The organism is Pantoea sp. AS142 (assembly GCF_037152305.1).
Lineage (GTDB): Bacteria > Pseudomonadota > Gammaproteobacteria > Enterobacterales > Enterobacteriaceae > Pantoea.
The window spans coordinates 242996-259477 of the sequence record NZ_JBBCMO010000001.1 but is presented as its reverse complement, the minus strand read 5'-3'; the positions used below and the strand labels follow the sequence as shown (position 1 = coordinate 259477).

General features: G+C 54.5%; 17 protein-coding genes. 16 read left to right on the top strand and 1 reads right to left on the bottom strand.

The features are described 5' to 3' along the window. The first annotated feature begins 43 nt into the window (after window positions 1-43). The 4 genes from WFO64_RS01325 to WFO64_RS01310 all read left to right on the top strand — a co-directional run bounded on the left by WFO64_RS01325 (window position 44) and on the right by WFO64_RS01310 (window position 3364). Window positions 44-940 (top strand): amino acid ABC transporter substrate-binding protein, encoded by an 897-nt coding sequence (locus tag WFO64_RS01325; RefSeq protein WP_337008293.1) that lies wholly within the window; start codon window positions 44-46, stop codon window positions 938-940. Window positions 941-1220: 280 nt separating this feature from the next. After that, the gene (locus tag WFO64_RS01320; RefSeq protein WP_337008291.1) at window positions 1221-1961 is read left to right on the top strand and encodes an amino acid ABC transporter permease; all 741 of its coding nucleotides are present in this window, start codon (window positions 1221-1223) and stop codon (window positions 1959-1961) included. Next, entirely contained in the window at window positions 1961-2638 is a 678-nt protein-coding gene (gene gltK / locus WFO64_RS01315) for a glutamate/aspartate ABC transporter permease GltK (RefSeq protein WP_337008289.1), read from the top strand. The genes WFO64_RS01320 and gltK overlap by 1 nt, the downstream gene beginning before the upstream one ends. After that, window positions 2639-3364, top strand: coding sequence for an amino acid ABC transporter ATP-binding protein (locus tag WFO64_RS01310; RefSeq protein WP_147788532.1), 726 nt, complete (start codon window positions 2639-2641; stop codon window positions 3362-3364). It abuts the gene before it with no gap. A 44-nt stretch (window positions 3365-3408) separates the two neighbouring features. Here WFO64_RS01310 and WFO64_RS01305 read toward each other — a convergent pair whose 3' ends face one another. Continuing rightward, a complete protein-coding gene (locus WFO64_RS01305; protein ID WP_337008286.1) occupies window positions 3409-3891 on the bottom strand; it encodes a zinc ribbon-containing protein in 483 nt (160 codons plus the stop codon). Between the two features lie 222 nt (window positions 3892-4113). On the opposite strand from WFO64_RS01305, the gene leuS reads away from it, so the two are divergent. The 12 genes from leuS to lipB all read left to right on the top strand — a co-directional run bounded on the left by leuS (window position 4114) and on the right by lipB (window position 16471). Beyond that, the gene (gene leuS / locus WFO64_RS01300; protein ID WP_337008285.1) at window positions 4114-6696 is read left to right on the top strand and encodes a leucine--tRNA ligase; all 2583 of its coding nucleotides are present in this window, start codon (window positions 4114-4116) and stop codon (window positions 6694-6696) included. 14 nt (window positions 6697-6710) lie between these two features. Next, entirely contained in the window at window positions 6711-7310 is a 600-nt protein-coding gene (gene lptE / locus WFO64_RS01295; protein WP_337008284.1) for an LPS assembly lipoprotein LptE, read from the top strand. Continuing rightward, window positions 7307-8338: a DNA polymerase III subunit delta gene (holA, locus tag WFO64_RS01290; RefSeq protein ID WP_337008282.1), complete on the top strand. Its 1032-nt coding sequence runs from the start codon at window positions 7307-7309 to the stop codon at window positions 8336-8338. The genes lptE and holA overlap by 4 nt, the downstream gene beginning before the upstream one ends. Beyond that, window positions 8331-8975, top strand: coding sequence for a nicotinate-nucleotide adenylyltransferase (gene nadD / locus WFO64_RS01285; protein WP_337008280.1), 645 nt, complete (start codon window positions 8331-8333; stop codon window positions 8973-8975). Before holA ends, nadD begins: the two co-directional genes overlap by 8 nt. Window positions 8976-9067: 92 nt before the next feature. After that, window positions 9068-9385: a ribosome silencing factor gene (gene rsfS, locus WFO64_RS01280; protein WP_010258968.1), complete on the top strand. Its 318-nt coding sequence runs from the start codon at window positions 9068-9070 to the stop codon at window positions 9383-9385. 3 nt (window positions 9386-9388) lie between these two features. Then, a complete protein-coding gene (rlmH, locus tag WFO64_RS01275; protein WP_337008278.1) occupies window positions 9389-9859 on the top strand; it encodes a 23S rRNA (pseudouridine(1915)-N(3))-methyltransferase RlmH in 471 nt (156 codons plus the stop codon). Window positions 9860-9893: 34 nt separating this feature from the next. Further along, entirely contained in the window at window positions 9894-11798 is a 1905-nt protein-coding gene (mrdA, locus tag WFO64_RS01270) for a peptidoglycan DD-transpeptidase MrdA (RefSeq protein ID WP_337008276.1), read from the top strand. Between the two features lie 8 nt (window positions 11799-11806). Further along, window positions 11807-12919: a peptidoglycan glycosyltransferase MrdB gene (gene mrdB / locus WFO64_RS01265; RefSeq protein WP_337009462.1), complete on the top strand. Its 1113-nt coding sequence runs from the start codon at window positions 11807-11809 to the stop codon at window positions 12917-12919. Between the two features lie 10 nt (window positions 12920-12929). Then, window positions 12930-14024: an endolytic peptidoglycan transglycosylase RlpA gene (rlpA, locus tag WFO64_RS01260; protein ID WP_337008274.1), complete on the top strand. Its 1095-nt coding sequence runs from the start codon at window positions 12930-12932 to the stop codon at window positions 14022-14024. Window positions 14025-14155: 131 nt separating this feature from the next. After that, window positions 14156-15367 carry a D-alanyl-D-alanine carboxypeptidase DacA gene (gene dacA / locus WFO64_RS01255; protein WP_337009460.1) on the top strand — a complete coding sequence of 404 codons (1212 nt, stop codon included), beginning with the start codon at window positions 14156-14158 and terminating at the stop codon, window positions 15365-15367. Window positions 15368-15467: 100 nt separating this feature from the next. Further along, complete coding sequence (ybeD, locus tag WFO64_RS01250; RefSeq protein ID WP_003854030.1) at window positions 15468-15731, top strand: DUF493 family protein YbeD; 264 nt, start codon at window positions 15468-15470, stop codon at window positions 15729-15731. 80 nt (window positions 15732-15811) lie between these two features. Next, on the top strand, window positions 15812-16471 hold the full coding sequence (lipB, locus tag WFO64_RS01245; protein ID WP_337008272.1) for a lipoyl(octanoyl) transferase LipB: 660 nt from the start codon (window positions 15812-15814) through the stop codon (window positions 16469-16471). Window positions 16472-16482 lie beyond the last annotated feature (11 nt).

Sequence of the window (16482 nt, the reverse complement as noted above, 5' to 3'; positions counted from 1 at the left end):
ACAGGTTATATCTTGTGCCTTTTTCATACGAAGGAGTTGGAACATGCAACTACGCAAAGTGGCATTATCTCTTCTGCTGATCAGCGCAGCGGCGGGAGCGGCCCAGGCGGAAGATCTCAGCGGCACCCTGAAGAAGATCAATGACAATGGCGTCATTGTGGTAGGGCATCGCGAATCATCAGTTCCCTTTTCTTATTATGACAACCAGCAAAAAGTCGTCGGTTATTCACAGGATTATTCAAACGCCATCGTGGAAGCGATTAAAGCAAAACTGAATAAGCCTGATTTGCAGGTCAAAATGATCCCGATCACCTCACAAAACCGTATTCCGCTGCTGCAAAACGGCACCTACGATTATGAGTGTGGCTCTACCACCAATAACCTTGAGCGCCAGAAACAGGCCGCATTCTCTGACACCATTTTTGTCATCGGCACCCGTTTGCTGGTTAAGAAAGATGGCCCGATCAAAGATTTCGCTGACCTGAAAGGCAAAACCGTGGTGGTGACGTCAGGTACCACTTCCGAAGTGTTGCTGCACAAACTCAACGACGAACAGAAAATGGATATGCGCATCATCAGCGCAAAAGATCACGGTGACTCTTTCCGTACGCTGGAAACCGGTCGTGCAGTGGCCTTTATGATGGATGATGCCCTGCTGGCAGGCGAACGCGCCAAAGCCAAAAAGCCGGACAACTGGGAAATCTTAGGCACGCCACAGTCAAAAGAAGCGTATGGCTGCATGCTGCGTAAAGACGATCCGCAGTTCAAAGCCCTGGTGGATGAAACCATCGCTAAAGCCCAGACCTCTGGCCAGGCAGAAAAATGGTTCGACACCTGGTTTAAACAGCCCATCCCGCCAAAGAACCTGAACATGAACTTTGAACTCTCTGATGACATGAAAGCACTGTTCAAAACGCCAAATGACAAAGCACTGAATTAACAAAAAAATACCCAATGGATTTCAGGTTGCATTGAGGCGGCAAGAGAATGAATCGCGATGAGCTTACTCAGGTAAGTGATTCGGGTGAGTGAACATAGCCAACAAAAATGCAACCTGAAAGACGACGGGTATAACAAGGGCGGCCTGGCTGCCCTCTCGATTGCTGAAACCGCGGCATGGACAGACAGACTGACACGGGTCGTTCCCCTGAGTCAGGAAATAAAACGCCGTTCATCAATCTTCAGGGTAGCTTAGCTACCCTTTTTTTCCGGAGCTCGTTATGGGTATCGATTGGAACTGGGGCATTTTCCTCGAACAGGCCCCGTTCGGTAACACAACCTACCTCGGCTGGCTGTGGTCCGGTTTTCAGGTGACGATAGCCGTCTCCTGCTGCGCCTGGATTATCGCCTTCTGCGTGGGTTCATTTTTTGGCATTCTGCGCACCGTGCCTAATCGCCTGCTGGCCACCATTGGCACCTGCTATGTCGAACTGTTTCGTAACATCCCATTGATTGTCCAGTTCTTCTTCTGGTATCTGGTGGCACCCGAGCTAGTGGGCGAAAAGCTTGGCATGTGGTTTAAATCTGAGCTGGATCCCAACATTCAGTTCTTCCTCTCGTCAATGATCTGTCTTGGCCTGTTTACCGCTGCCCGCGTCTGCGAGCAGGTTCGCGCAGCGATTCAGTCACTGCCGAGTGGACAGAAGAATGCCGGTCTGGCGATGGGGTTAACCCTGCCGCAGACCTATCGCTATGTGCTGCTGCCTAATGCGTATCGCGTGATTGTCCCGCCGATGACCTCGGAAATGCTAAACCTGGTGAAAAATTCGGCTATCGCCTCCACCATTGGTCTGGTCGATATGGCGGCGCAGGCGGGCAAACTGCTCGACTATTCTGCCCATGCCTATGAATCCTTTACCGCCATTACGCTGGCCTACGTTGCGATTAACCTGGTGATTATGTTGTTGATGAGTCTGGTCGAGCGCAAAGTCCGGCTGCCAGGCAATGCGGGAGGCAAGTAATGTACGAATTTGACTGGAGTTCAATTACACCCAGCCTGCCCTATCTGCTTAACGGCTTAGTGATTACCTTTAAAATCACGATCACCGCCGTGGTATTCGGCATTCTGTGGGGAACCCTGCTGGCGGTGATGCGTCTGTCGAGCTTTAAGCCCATCAGCTGGTTCGCCAAAATTTATGTCAACCTCTTCCGCTCGGTGCCGCTGGTAATGGTGCTGCTGTGGTTCTATCTGGTGGTGCCAAGTTTCCTGCAGCAGGTGCTGGGCCTGTCGCCTAAAACAGATATCCGACTGATTTCAGCCATGGTCGCCTTTTCGCTGTTCGAAGCGGCTTACTACTCTGAAATTATTCGCGCCGGCATCATCAGTATCTCTCGTGGCCAGGGCAATGCCGCCCTGGCCCTGGGTATGACGCAGTGGCAGTCAATGCGATTGATCGTACTGCCGCAGGCGTTCCGCGCGATGGTTCCGCTGTTACTGACGCAGGGTATCGTGCTGTTCCAGGATACCTCGCTGGTCTATGTCTTAAGCCTGGCGGACTTCTTCCGTACCGCGTCCACCATTGGTGAGCGCGACGGCACCCAGGTTGAAATGGTTCTGTTTGCAGGTCTGGTCTACTTCGTTATCAGCCTGAGCGCATCGCTGTTGGTCAGCTATCTAAAAAGAAAAAGGACGGTTTAAATGATTAGCCTGAAAAATGTTTCTAAGTGGTATGGTCACTTTCAGGTGCTGACCGACTGCTCAACCGAAGTCAAAACCGGTGAAGTGGTGGTGGTGTGCGGGCCGTCCGGCTCCGGTAAATCGACGTTAATCAAAACGGTGAACGGGCTTGAGCCTATCCAGCAGGGCGTGATTGCGGTGAACGGCACCGAAGTGAATAACAAAAAAACCAACCTTGCGCAGCTTCGCAGTCAGGTCGGGATGGTATTCCAGCACTTCGAGCTGTTCCCGCATCTGAGCATTATCAACAATCTGGTTCTGGCGCAGGTGAAAGTGCTGAAGCGCGACAAAGCGGCGGCCCGCGATAAAGGGCTGAAGCTGCTAAAGCGTGTAGGTCTGTCAGCCCATGCAGAGAAGTTCCCTGGCCAGTTATCGGGTGGTCAGCAGCAGCGCGTGGCGATTGCGCGTGCGCTCTGCATGGACCCTATCGCGATGCTGTTTGATGAGCCGACTTCCGCGCTGGATCCGGAAATGATTAACGAAGTGCTGGATGTGATGGTTGAGCTGGCACAGGAAGGGATGACGATGATGGTGGTGACACATGAGATGGGCTTCGCCCGTAAAGTCGCCAATCGCGTGATCTTTATGGATGAAGGGAAAATTATTGAAGACACCAACAAAGATGACTTCTTTAACAACCCACAGTCTGACCGTGCGAAAGATTTTCTCGCTAAAATCCTGCACTAATCAAGTTATGCGGGTCACCTGGGTGGCCCGCATAATTTTTGAGATCAGGGTTCAAAAGGCTGGCGCTGGAACTGATCGTTGCCACATTCCGGACAACGGGACAATGTTTCAGGCGTATAGATTGCCCGGGTAAACTGGCACTTTTCACATACCAGATTGCCCAGCCCCACCACTTCACCGCTCTGATAAACACCGTGGTGATGCAGGTCCTGGAAGACTTCACGCCACTCCAGCTGGCTTTTATCAGTGATATCCGCCAGCTCTTTCCAGACGCTCTCGCGAATAATGCGCATAAACAGTGAGTCAGCCAGCGGTTCTTCAACATCGGTATAACTGCGTGCAAACTCGCCGAGATCACGTCGCACTGAGTTCAGCGCCTGGTCAATCTCTTCTTCCGTCATATCATCGCGTACCAACAACTGGCTTCGCCGCCCGGCAATCAGCTCATCAAGATTACGATCGCCCTGACGAAGACGCTCGGTCAATACGGCTAACGACTCGCGATATTCCTGAGCCACTTTATTCATTTTGTTCTCCTTTATGCAGACGCTCACTGAATTAAGTTTAGTCGTAATGTTGCTTTTGCCGTGTCGTCTGTACAGTGAATTACAAAAGGGTGAAGAGGCTGACGCTTTCAGCAGAAATCGTGCCGGCAAAAGTGGGAAGTGTTGTTGATACGCGGCCTTATGGGTATGCTATGCGGATCGTAGAGCCAGAAAAATGTTATTCATAAAGGACCACAGGCAGCCATGCAAGAGCAATACCGCCCGGAAGAGATTGAATCCCGTGTGCAGCAGCACTGGGATGAAAACGAAACGTTTAAAGTGACTGAGCAGGAAGGTAAAGAGAAATACTATTGCCTCTCCATGTTGCCCTATCCTTCTGGCCGCCTGCACATGGGCCACGTTCGTAACTACACCATCGGCGACGTAATCGCGCGTTATCAGCGTATGCTCGGCAAAAACGTACTTCAGCCGATTGGCTGGGATGCTTTCGGCCTGCCTGCGGAAGGCGCTGCGGTTAAAAATAACACCGCACCGGCCCCCTGGACTTACGACAACATCGCCTACATGAAAAACCAGCTCAAGCTGCTGGGCTTTGGCTATGACTGGAGTCGTGAACTGGCAACCTGCCAGCCAGAATATTACCGCTGGGAACAGTGGTTCTTTACCAAACTGTATGAAAAGGGTCTGGTCTATAAAAAGACCTCCGCCGTGAACTGGTGCCCAAACGATCAGACGGTGCTGGCGAATGAGCAGGTGATTGATGGCTGCTGCTGGCGCTGCGACACCAAAGTTGAACGCAAAGAGATCCCGCAATGGTTTATCAAAATCACTGATTATGCGGAAGAGCTTCTGAACGACCTGGATACGCTGGAAGAGTGGCCTGAGCAGGTCAAAACCATGCAGCGTAACTGGATTGGCCGCAGTGAAGGCGTTGAAATCACCTTCGACGTGGCTGACAGTGAAGAGAAAGTCACCGTCTATACCACCCGCCCGGATACTTTTATCGGTGCAACGTATGTTGCCGTTGCCGCCGGTCATCCGCTGGCTACCCAGGCGTCGGTGAATAATCCGGCGCTGGCTGACTTTATCGCTGAATGTCGCAATACCAAAGTGGCCGAAGCGGATATGGCGACCATGGAGAAGAAAGGCATGGCGACCGGCCTGTCTGTTATTCATCCGCTGACCGGCGAGCTTATCCCGGTCTGGGTCGCCAACTTCGTGCTGATGGAATATGGCACCGGCGCGGTGATGGCAGTTCCGGCGCACGACCAGCGCGACTGGGAGTTTGCCACTAAATACGATCTGGCCATTAAGCCCGTTATCCTCAACCTGGATGGTTCAATTCCTGACGTCAGCGCTGCGGCGATGACCGACAAAGGCGCGCTGTTTAACTCAGGTGAGTTCAATGGCATGGATCATACAGCAGGTTTTAACGCCATCGCGGAGTTACTGGCGGTAAAAGGCGTGGGCGTGCGTAAGGTGAACTACCGTCTGCGCGACTGGGGCGTTTCCCGCCAGCGCTACTGGGGTGCGCCTATCCCGATGGTCACGCTGGAAGATGGCACCGTTATGCCTGCACCAGAAGACCAGCTGCCGGTGATCCTGCCGGAAGATGTGGTGATGGATGGCATTACCAGCCCGATCAAAGCAGACCCAGAGTGGGCGAAAACCACGGTAAACGGCCAGCCTGCACTGCGTGAAACCGACACCTTTGACACCTTTATGGAGTCTTCCTGGTACTACGCGCGTTATACCTGCGCCAGCTACAAGGAAGGCATGCTGGATCCGGCCGCGGCAAACTACTGGCTGCCGGTTGATCAGTATGTAGGCGGCATTGAACACGCCATCATGCACCTGATGTATTTCCGCTTCTTCCACAAGCTGCTGCGTGACGCGGGCCTGGTGAACTCCAATGAGCCAGCCAAACGTCTGCTGTGCCAGGGCATGGTGCTGGCTGACGCTTTCTACTACCTCGGTAACAACGGCGAGCGTAACTGGGTTTCACCGGTTGACGTTGAGGTGGAGCGTGACGAGAAAGGCCGCATTGTAAAAGCCACGGACACCCAGGGCCACGAAGTGATCTATGCGGGCATGAGCAAAATGTCGAAGTCGAAAAACAACGGCATCGACCCACAACTGATGGTTGAGCGTTACGGCGCGGATACGGTGCGTCTGTTTATGATGTTTGCTTCACCGGCGGATATGACGCTGGAGTGGCAGGAGTCGGGCGTTGAAGGCGCTAACCGCTTCCTGAAACGTGTCTGGAAGCTGGTCTTCGAGCACACGCAGCAAGGTACGACCGTATTGCTGGATGTGGAGAGCCTGAATGACGAGCAGAAATCGCTGCGTCGCGATCTGCACAAAACCATCGCCAAAGTGGCAGATGATATTGGCCGCCGTCAGACGTTCAACACCGCCATTGCGGCGATCATGGAACTGATGAACAAACTGGCGCGCGCTCCGCAGGAGAGCGAGCAGGATCGCGCCCTGATGCAGGAAGCGCTGCTGGCTATCGTCCGTCTGCTCTATCCGTTTACCCCGCACGCCTGCTACGTCCTGTGGCAGACGCTGGGTGGCGAAGGCACGATCGATGAAGCAAGCTGGCCGGTTGCTGATGAAGCCGCTATGGTTGAAGATTCATTGCTGGTAGTGGTGCAGGTTAACGGTAAAGTGCGCGGCAAAATTACCGTACCCGCCGATGCCACACAGGAACAGGTTCAGGCACGCGCTGCGCAAGAGCATCTGGTGGCGAAATATCTGGACGGCGTGACTATCCGTAAAGTCATTTATGTACCGGGCAAACTGCTTAACCTGGTCGTAGGTTAAGTTCAGGAGGAACTGTGCGACATCCGATTATCAGGCTGTTTGTCATGCTGGCGGTGGTGATCACCGCTGGCTGTGGTTTTCATCCGCGCGGCACCACGCAGGTGCCCAGCGAACTAAAAACTCTTATTGTTGCAACCGGCGATCCTTATGGACCGCTGGCGCGTACTGTGCGTCAGCAACTGCGTATCAATGATGTCACCATCGTTGAAGACAGCAAACAAAACCGCATCGATATTCCGACGCTGCGTCTGGGTCCTGAAGTGTCGGGGCGTAACACCGCGTCGGTCTTTATCAGCGGCACCTCTGCTGAGTATCAGCTGGTCATGACCCTCACGGCTCAGGTTCTTTTGCCAGGTAAAGGTATCTACCCAATCAGCACTACGGTTTATCGTTCGTTCTTCGATAACCCGAATGCTGCGCTGGCGAAAGATGCCGAACAGGATCTGATTACGCAGGAGATGCGTCAGCGTGCTGCCGAACAGCTGGTGCGTAAACTGCTGACGGTGCATGCCGCGCAGATTAACAGCAAAGAAACCTTACCGGCGTATGTGATTCCGGTGCCGGGTCAGGGTTCACAGGAAGCGCCTTCTTCCTCTGCAAACAGCCTGCAATGATCAGGATTTATCCTGAACAACTCAGCGCGCAGCTCCGTGAGGGACTGCGCGCCTGTTATTTGTTAGCCGGTAACGAACCGCTGCTGTTGCAGGAGAGTTCAGATGCGATTCGTGTCGCCGCAACCGCACAGGGATTCGAAGAACACTTTAGTTTTACGCTGGATGCTCAGACCGACTGGGAGAGCCTGTTCGTCAGCTGCCAGTCACTGAGCCTCTTTGCCCAGCGTCAGACCATGACGCTGCAATTCCCCGAAAATGGTCCTAACGCCGCGATGGCTGAGCAGCTGCTGAAGCTGTCGCAGCTGCTGCACGCCGATATTCTGCTGATCTGCCGGATGGCAAAGCTGACCAAAACGCAGGAAAACAGCGCCTGGTTTAAAGCGTTGTCCGCCTCTGCGGTCTTAGTGCCCTGCCAGACGCCTGAACAGGCGCAACTGCCACGCTGGGTGGTTAACCGCGCTAAAGCGCTGAAACTCTCCGTGGATGACGCGGCGGTGCAGCTGCTGTGTTACTGCTATGAAGGCAATCTGCTGGCACTGGCCCAGGCGCTGGAGCGTCTCTCGCTGCAGTGGCCGGATGGAAAGCTGACCCTGCCCCGGGTTGAAGAGGCGGTCAGTGACGCGGCGCACTTTACCCCGTTCCACTGGGTGGACGCCCTGCTGGCGGGTAAGAGCCGCCGTGCGCTGCATATCCTGCATCAGCTGGAGAAAGAAGAGAGCGAGGTGGTCATTCTGCTGCGTACGCTGCAACGCGATCTGCTGACTTTGCTGCATCTGCAACGCCACCAGGCACAGCAGCCGCTGCGTACCCTGATGGATCAGCAGCGTATCTGGCAGAACCGCCGCGCGCTGTTCACCGACGCACTGCAACGCCTGGATGCCACGCGTCTGCAACGCGCGATTCATCTGCTCAGTCAGATTGAGATCACCCTGAAGCAGGACTATGGGCAGCCGGTGTGGCCACAGTTACAGACCCTGACGCTGCTGCTCAGCAGTCGTGCTTTTCCAACGAGCTTTGCCCATGTCTGAGTTACACGCGCTGTTCGGTGGCACCTTCGATCCGATTCATTTTGGCCATCTGCGCCCGGTCGAAGCGCTGGCTCAACAGACCGGCTTACAGCGTGTTACGCTGCTGCCCAACAATGTGCCACCGCATCGTCCACAACCGGAAGCCAGCCCGGCCCAGCGGGTGGCGATGCTGCGTTGCGCGATCCGCGACCTTCCGCTGTTTGAGATAGATACCCGTGAGCTGGACCGCGACACGCCCTCCTGGACAGTGACCACCCTGGAAGCCTGGCGCGCAGAACGCGGTGCCGCGCAGCCGCTGGGCTTTATTATTGGTCAGGATTCCTTGCTGAGCTTAGCAAAATGGCACCGCTGGCAGGATTTGCTGTCACTCTGCCACCTGCTAGTGTGCCAGCGCCCGGGCTATCCGACCCGGTTTGACGCGCCGGAGATGCAGCACTGGCTCGATCAACATCTCGCTCAGGATATCGGGCAACTGCATCAGCAGCCCGCAGGCCATATCTGGCTGGGTGAAACCCCACTCTATGACATTTCGGCGACCGAAATCCGCTGCCGTCGCCATCACAATCAGCCCTGCGACGACCTGTTACCCGCGGCAGTTATCGATTATATCGACCGCGAAGGCTTATATCGCGACTGATCCGGGCATGCTATACTGCGCCGCTTAATTTTTTGGCTGCACTCTCCGGGCTTACAGCCGGCTCGTTACCACCAGATTCCAAGGGGAACCTTTTGCAAGGTAAAGCACTCCAAGAGTTCGTTATTGATAAGATTGATGATCTCAAAGGCCAGGACATTGTCACCATCGACGTTCAGGGCAAATCCAGCATCACCGATTTCATGATCATCTGCACCGGCACCTCCACGCGTCATGTGACTTCGATCGCAGAACACGTTGAGCAGGAGTCGCGTTTAGCGGGCCTGATGCCCTTAGGCATTGAAGGTAAAAGCGCGGCAGACTGGGTCGTGGTCGATCTGGGTGATGTCATCGTGCATGTGATGCAGGAAGAGAGTCGCCAGCTGTATGAGCTGGAAAAACTCTGGGGCTAATCCGTGAAACTGCAACTTGTTGCCGTCGGCACCAAAATGCCTGACTGGGTGCAGACCGGTTTTATGGAATATCTGCGTCGCTTCCCGAAAGATATGTCGCTTGAGCTGACCGAAGTGACCGCTGGTAAACGCGGCAAAAATGCTGATATCAAACGCATTCTTGAAAAAGAGGGTGAGGCGATGTTAGCGGCGGTCGGCAAAGGCAATCGCATCGTCACGCTGGATATTCCGGGTCATCCATGGGAAACCCCACAACTGGCGCAGCAGCTTGAACGCTGGAAGCTGGATGGTCGCGATGTCAGCCTGCTGATTGGCGGGCCTGAAGGCCTGGCCCCCGCCTGTAAAGCGGCGGCAGAGCAGAGCTGGTCACTGTCAGCATTGACGTTGCCCCATCCGCTGGTGCGCGTGCTGGTTGCCGAAAGTCTGTATCGGGCCTGGAGTATAACGACAAATCATCCTTATCATCGTGAATGACCGATCAGCCCACATCAGACATGACAAGTAGCGGATGAAATTACAAAGCAACGCCTTTCGCGATTACAGCGCCGAACAGAAACTCTTTGTCCGTCGGGCGTTCATCGCCTTCGTCGGTATCTTACTTCTCTCTTCAATTCTGGTGGTTAACCTTTACCATCTGCAGATCCTTAGTTTTAATGATTACAGCACCCGCTCTAACCAGAACCGTATCAAACTGGTGCCTGTCGCCCCCAGCCGCGGCATAATCTACGATCGCACCGGTACGCCGCTGGCACTGAACCGCACCATCTATCAGGCAGAACTGGTCCCTGAAAAAGTCGACAACCTGCAACAGACCCTGGAAAACTTACGTCCGGTGCTTGAGCTGACTGACGAAGACCTCGAAAACTTCCAGAAAGAGCGTAACCGCTCACGTCGTTTCACCTCAATCCCGGTTAAAACCGGTCTGAATGAAGTGCAGGTTGCGCGCTTTGCGGTTAATCAGTACCGCTTTCCCGGCGTGGAAGTCAAAGGTTACCAGCGCCGCTACTACCCTTACGGTGCCACGCTGACGCATGTGGTCGGCTACGTCTCAAAAATCAATGATCGTGATGTGGCACGCCTCGATAAAGAGGGCATATGGCCTAACTACGCCGCGACGCACGACATCGGCAAGCTGGGGATTGAAGCGTACTACGAAGATTTGCTGCACGGCAAAACCGGTTTTGAAGAGGTCGAGGTTAACAACCGTGGCCGGGTCATACGCCAGCTGCATGAGGAGTCACCTCAGGCAGGCCGAGACATCTATCTGACTATCGATCTCAAACTACAGCAATATGTTGAAACCCTGCTGGCGGGCAGTCGCGCGGCAGTCGTGGTCAGCGATCCGCGCACCGGCGAAATTCTCGCCATGGTCTCAACACCCAGCTACGATGCCAACTTATTTGTCGACGGTATATCCAGTAAGGATTACCGCGGCCTGCTTGAAGATGAAAATCGCCCGCTCTACAACCGTGCAATTCAGGCGGCGTATCCACCGGCTTCAACAGTCAAACCATATGTTGCGGTCTCTGCCCTAAGTGCTGGCGTGATTAACCGTAACACCAGCCTGTTTGATCCCGGCTGGTGGCAGCTTCCCGGTTCAGAAAAGCGTTTTCGCGACTGGAAAAAATGGGGCCACGGTCGTCTGAACGTCACCAAAGCACTGGAAGAGTCTGCCGATACCTTCTTTTACCAGGTCGCCTATGACATGGGTATTGACCGTCTGTCGGAGTGGATGAATAAATTTGGTTACGGCAGCCGTACCGGCATCGATTTACCGCAGGAGAGCACCGGTAATATGCCGACACGTGACTGGAAACTAAAACGTTTTAAAAAGCCGTGGTATCAGGGTGATACCATTCCGGTGGGGATCGGACAGGGTTACTGGACAGCGACGCCATTGCAGATGAACAAAGCGATGATGATTCTGATCAACGACGGCGTCGTCAAGGTGCCACATATGCTGCGCGCAACCCGCGAAGGCCGTTCCCTGGTACCCTATCGTCAGGCGCCTGCGGCCCCGATTGGAGACATCCATTCCGGCTACTGGGAAATCGCCAAAGATGGCATGTACGGCGTAGCGAATCGGCCCAACGGCACCGCGCACAAGAGCTTTGCTGATGCGCCCTATAAAATCGCCGCCAAGTCTGGTACGGCACAGGTCTTTGGCCTGAAAGAGAATGAAACTTATAACGCCCATAGAATTGCTGAACGATTACGCGACCATAAATTAATGACCGCGTTTGCCCCTTATGACAAACCTCGGGTCGCCGTGACCATTATCCTGGAAAACGGTGGCGCCGGTCCGGCTGTCGGTACTGTTATGCGCCAGATTCTGGATCACATTATGTTGGGTGATAATAATACAGTCCTGCCGGACGCCGCACCTGTGCCGCCCGGTTATGAAGGTGAATAAACATGTCGATGCAAGATAGTCCGCAGAAACGATCGATCTGGATGCGTATGCACATCGATCCGCTGTTTATGCTGATCATTCTCGGCCTGCTGACCTACAGCGCCGTGGTGATCTGGAGTGCCAGTGGTCAGGATCCCGGCATGATGGAGCGTAAACTCGGTCAGATCGCTATGGGACTGGTGATTATGATTGTGCTGGCACAGGTGCCACCGCGCGTCTATGAAGGCTGGGCGCCCTATCTTTATATTGTCTGCGTCATCCTGCTGGTGGCGGTAGATGCCTTCGGGCAGATCAGTAAAGGTGCTCAGCGCTGGCTCGATCTCGGCTTTGTGCGTTTTCAGCCCTCTGAAATAGCCAAGATAGCGGTACCATTGATGGTAGCGCGCTTTATTAACCGCGATGTTTGCCCGCCAACATTGAAAAACACCGGCATTGCGCTGCTGCTGATCTTCGTGCCAACGTTGCTGGTGGCGGCACAGCCCGACCTCGGCACCTCGATTCTGGTTGCCGCTTCCGGCCTGTTTGTCCTGTTTCTGTCGGGGATGAGCTGGAAACTGATTGGCGTTGCCGTATTGCTGGTCGCCGCCTTTATCCCGATTTTGTGGTTTTTCCTGATGCATGACTATCAGCGTGACCGCGTCATGATGTTGCTCGATCCAGAAACAGACCCGCTGGGCGCGGGTTATCACATCATCCAGTCGAAAATCGCTATTGGCTCGGGAGGATTGCGCGGCAAAGGCTGGCTTCAGGGCACCCAGTCTCAGCTGGAGTTTCTGCCGGAACGTCATACCGACTTTATCTTTGCGGTTCTGGCCGAAGAGTTAGGTCTGGTCGGCGTGCTGTTGCTACTGACCCTCTATTTGCTGCTGATCATGCGGGGATTAGTGGTGGCAGCACGGGCGCAGACCACCTTTGGTCGGGTCATGGCAGGCGGTTTAATGCTGATTTTATTCGTTTATGTTTTCGTTAACATTGGCATGGTTAGTGGTATCTTACCGGTAGTTGGCGTGCCGCTGCCGCTGGTCAGTTATGGCGGCTCCGCGCTTATCGTGCTTATGGCGGGATTTGGCATTGTGATGTCGATCCACACTCACCGAAAAATGTTATCTAGAAGTGTCTAAGAGGCTGCAGATGCGTAAGGAATGGCTTGGCGTTGCACTGGCATCACTGGTTCTGGCGGCCTGTACCACGCCCGAACCCCAAAATACGGCGCCGCCGCAACCGGCTTACAATGGACCGGTGGTAGAAATTCCTGGCGTTGAGCCACGTTATGAGCCGATTAATCCGGGTACCAGCCAGGATTACAGCGTTAACGGCAAAAATTATCGCATTATCAAAGATCCGTCGAACTACAGCGAAGTCGGCCTGGCAACCTGGTACGGTGAAGAGGCGCAGGGCAACCGCACCGCCACCGGCGAAGCCTACGATCCTGATGCACTGACCGCGGCCCACCCTACTCTGCCACTGCCGGGGTATGTGCGCGTCACCAATATCGCGAATGGCCGTCAGATTGTCGTGCGCATTAACGATCGCGGTCCCTACACGCCAGGACGTATTATCGACCTGTCGCGGGCTGCCGGTGACCGTCTGAACATCTCAAATAATTCGCGGGTGCGGGTCGACTATATCAAGGTGGCACCAGACGGTTCGCTCTCCGGCCCCGGCACCATCGGCACCGTGGTAGCAAAACAGAGTTACTCTCTGCCTGCCCGCCCCGACCTGAGTGGCGGCGCGGTAATGAACGGCGGCAGTGCAGCAACATCTGAACCCCCTGCGCAAAATGTTGAGGCTATCAGCAACAACACACTGCAGAGCGGTGACAACATGGGCGCGCCGGTGCAGAGCAGCGGTTTTCTTGGCGCACCCCAGCCCTTAGCGACCGGTGTACTGGAAGGTAACGAACCACCAGCTTCCGCACCCGCCAGTGCCGCACCTACAGCCAGCAGTGCTGCTCCCGCAGCAGCCAGTGCCGCGACGGCAACCAGCAGTGGCACTACCGGATATGTCGTGCAGGTCGGTGCGCTGAATGACCCGGCGCGTGCCCAGCAGATGATGAAAAACCTGAGCCAGCGTTATGGTGTGCCCGGTAAGGTCGAAGACGCAGGCAACAATGTTTATCGCGTTCAGCTCGGCGGTTACGCCTCCCGCGCCGAAGCGGCTGCGCTGCAACAGCGCCTGAGCAGTGAAGGCCAGACCGCTTCATTTATTACTAACACGCGTCGCTGAACCGTTTGTCAGACCGCTGCACGTTACGTCTGCTAACAACCCAATCATCATGCCCGGTGCCAGATAATCTGGCATTGGGTATGATGAGTGACCTTTCTAACCTCAAACTCACGGATGTTGTAGTCCTACACATGAACACGCTGAAATCATCTCGTTTGCTGAAACGCCTGACAGTGGGATCACTGATCGCTTTCTCTCTCAGCCATGCTGCTATTGCTGATGACGTCAATCTCAAGACCATGATTCCGGGCGTGCCGGACATTGATGCCGAAGCGTACGTCCTTATCGACTACAACTCAGGCAAAGTGCTGGCAGAGAAAAACGCCGATGCACGCCGCGATCCTGCGAGTCTGACCAAGATGATGACCAGCTATGTCATTGGTCAGGCCGTTAAAGCGGGCAAAATTCATCAGGACGATATGGTCACCGTCGGCCCGGATGCCTGGGCGACTGGCAACCCGGTGTTCAAAGGCTCCTCACTGATGTTCCTGAAGCCAGGCGACCGCGTGCCGGTCTCACAGCTGACTCGTGGGATTGTGCTGCAGTCCGGTAATGATGCCTGTGTCGCGATGGCGGACTATGTCGCTGGCAGCCAGGATGCGTTCGTCAATCTGATGAACAACTACGTCAAAGCAATTGGCCTGCAGAATACACACTTCGGGACCGTTCATGGCCTGGACGCCGAAGGTCAGTACAGCTCCGCGCGCGACATGGCCCTGATTGGTCAGGCGCTGATTCGCGACGTACCGGAAGAGTACGCTGTCTATAAAGAGAAAGAGTTCACCTTCAACAATATCCGTCAGATGAACCGTAACGGTCTGCTGTGGGATACCAACCTGAACGTAGATGGTATCAAAACCGGTCATACCAACTCAGCAGGTTACAACCTGGTGGCGTCAGCGACCGAAGGCCAGATGCGCCTGATCTCCGCTGTGATGGGCGGTCATACCTATAAAGGCCGTGAAACCGAGAGCAAGAAACTGCTCACCTGGGGTTTCCGCTTCTTTGAAACCGTTGCGCCACTGAAAGCGGACAAAGAGTTTGCTTCTGAGCCAGTCTGGTTCGGCGATAACGACCGTGTGCAGCTGGGCGTGGAAAAAGATGCTTACCTGACCATTCCACGTGGCCGCATGAAAGATCTGAAAGCCAGCTATGTGCTGACTAACACTGAGCTGCATGCACCCCTGAAGAAAAACCAGGTGGTTGGCAGCATCAACTTCCAGCTGGATGGCAAGACTATCGAACAGCGTCCGCTGGTAGTGCTGAACGAGATCTCTGAAGGAGGCTTCTTTGGTCGTATTGTTGATTACATCAAGCTGATGTTCCATCACTGGTTCGGTTAAGCGCTGGGGGTGATTGAAAAATCCCCCCTTCGCCCCCATTAATCGATATTATGATGCTCCCGCTCAGGCGGGAGCCTGTTTTTTATGCACCGGAGTGAATATGAAAACCAAACTGAATGAGCTGCTCGAATTTCCTACCCCGTTTACTTACAAAGTAATGGGTCTGGCGCAACCGGAGCTGGTTGATCAAGTGGTTGAAGTGGTGCAACGCCATGCGCCCGGCGACTACAGCCCTGAAGTTAAGCCGAGCAGCAAAGGCAACTATCATTCCGTAAACATCACTATCACCGCCACTCATATCGAACAGGTCGAACGCCTGTACGAAGAGCTGGGCAACATCGAAATTGTGCGTATGGTCCTGTAATTTACGGGTCGGCAAGGCGCCTCTGCCTGACGTTTTGCCGACGTTATCCTCAACGTTTATTCCTTTAGCGGGCTATCGCTTTGTCAGTTGAAACCCTTCTTGTCCGCCAGTCAGGTCTGCGCGACTGGCAATCTGTCTCCGACGCCATGCATCACTATACCGACCAGCGCGATGACCAGAGTCGTGACGAAATCTGGCTGGTCGAACATCCTCCGGTCTTTACGCAGGGTCAGGCGGGAAGAGCGGAGCATCTGCTAATGCCAGGTGATATTCCGGTGGTGCAAAGCGACCGTGGGGGACAGGTCACCTATCACGGGCCGGGACAACAGGTGATGTACGTGCTGATCGATGTGAAACGTCGTAAGCTCGGCGTACGCCAGCTGGTGACGATTCTGGAAGAGACGGTTATCGCCACCCTGGCAGAGTTTGGCGTCAGCGCCCGCGCCCGCGCGGATGCACCTGGCGTTTATGTCGGGGAAGAGAAGATTTGTTCACTCGGATTGCGCATCCGCAAAGGCTGCTCGTTTCACGGTCTGGCGCTGAATGTTGCCATGGATTTGTCGCCTTTCCTGCGTATCAATCCCTGTGGTTACGCCGGGATGAGCATGACCCAGTTGAAAAATTTCCAGCCAGGGGTGACGACGGAACAGATACGCTCTCCGCTGGTGAGTGCGTTTGCGCGGCTGTCAGGTTATGAAAATCTTGAATGGGTATCAGGCGATCTCCCTGTTAAGCCTTAACGCAGAATGTG